Origin of the sequence: Nocardiopsis coralli (assembly GCF_014892575.1) — a bacterium.
GTDB classification, from domain to species: Bacteria; Actinomycetota; Actinomycetes; order Streptosporangiales; family Streptosporangiaceae; genus Nocardiopsis; species Nocardiopsis coralli.
In genome coordinates, this window is sequence record NZ_JADBGI010000055.1 from 1 (window position 1) to 1360 (window position 1360).

A 1360-nucleotide genomic window follows, 5' to 3' on the forward strand; every position below is an offset into this window, starting at 1 on the left:
GCGACCGCCGAAGACGGGGACGTCCGCGGATCTGGAGATGCTCCAAGCACCGCAGCGGCGGCCGGGCTTCGGTGGCGAGGGCGCGCACCGAGGTGCACCGCGACTCGAGATTCTCCAACTAACCAGCGGGTTTGTGGACGTACCTTCCCCCGCTTCAGAATATCCGATAAAAATGGCCCCGTGGAGTTATCCACAGGACCATTTTGTAAGTGAATAGGGGCGCCCGTAAATAGGGGTGGCGGGCGGCCGGGTGGCCGTAATAGGTAAGGGTTCTGTCCCCTTTTGGCAACTACCCATTTCTGGGCCTGGTGCGTATTGTAGAACCATGGAGAACAACACCGCTGACACCGCGAACACGGGCCCGGGCACCGCCCCGGATCCGGCCGTGGCTGCGCTGGTGGCAGCGGTGCAGGCCTTCATCACGACTTTGGCCGGTGGCGTGCCTTTCGGCACGGCCGAAACGGCGCTGGAGCGCATCAAGGCGGTGCGTGAGCAGATGGACCAGCTCACTTTCGCGATGCTGGTCCCGCTCGCGCAGATGGAGGCCTCGGGTGAATTGTTGGAGGCGGGTGGGCAGAAATCGTTGAAGGCCTATCTGACCCACGCCTGGGGCATCGGTTCCAACGAGGCGAAGCGGTTGATGGAATTGGCGCAGAGCCTGCACGAGCAGACTCTGCCCGAGACCGCGGCTGCGATCGGGGACGGCGCTCTGACCGTCGGGGAGGCGGCTGCGATCGCTTCGGGGGTCAAGCGCCAGGTCGAACAGCGCGATGTGGGTGAGGACCCGGATGAGGAGCTGTACCGGGCCAAGCTCGACCACGGGTTGGCCAACCTCAAGCGGGTCAAGCCGGCCACCTCGGTGCAGACCCTGGACCGCACCGCCCACGCCCTGGGGCTGACCTACAACCCCAACCGGGCGGAGAAGAACGAAGAGGCGGCTTTCGCTGAGCGCGGGGCGCGCCTGCAGACCTCGTTCGCTGGTTTCACGTTCCAGGCCTGGGGCCCTGCTTCTGACGGTGAGCGTCTCAAGGCCGCGCTGGCCTCGTTCACCGCCCCCTACGGCACGACCGAGAAGACGCCTGGTGGTGCCGAGGGCGCCGCCGCCTCGGGCGGCACCGGCACCACCGGTGCCGACCTCGGCCTGATCCCTGCGGGTGAGTCGGTGACCTCGCGCTACGCGCGCACCTATGACGCCCTGATCTCCGCGGCCGGGTTCGCACACGGCCACCACGGCCACACCACCACCGACACCAACGCCAACGCCAACGCCAACGCCAACGCCAACGCGGGTGGCGCCGCTGGCGACACCACCAACGACAACGGCACCGGCACCGGCACCGCAGGTGCCGCCGCCGACGCT

1 pseudogene is annotated in these 1360 nt (G+C 67.3%); it reads left to right on the forward strand.

The window, feature by feature from the left end:
• Window positions 1-325: 325 nt before the first annotated feature.
• A pseudogene (locus IDM40_RS27730) lies at window positions 326-1360 on the forward strand (HNH endonuclease signature motif containing protein); the annotation flags it as partial.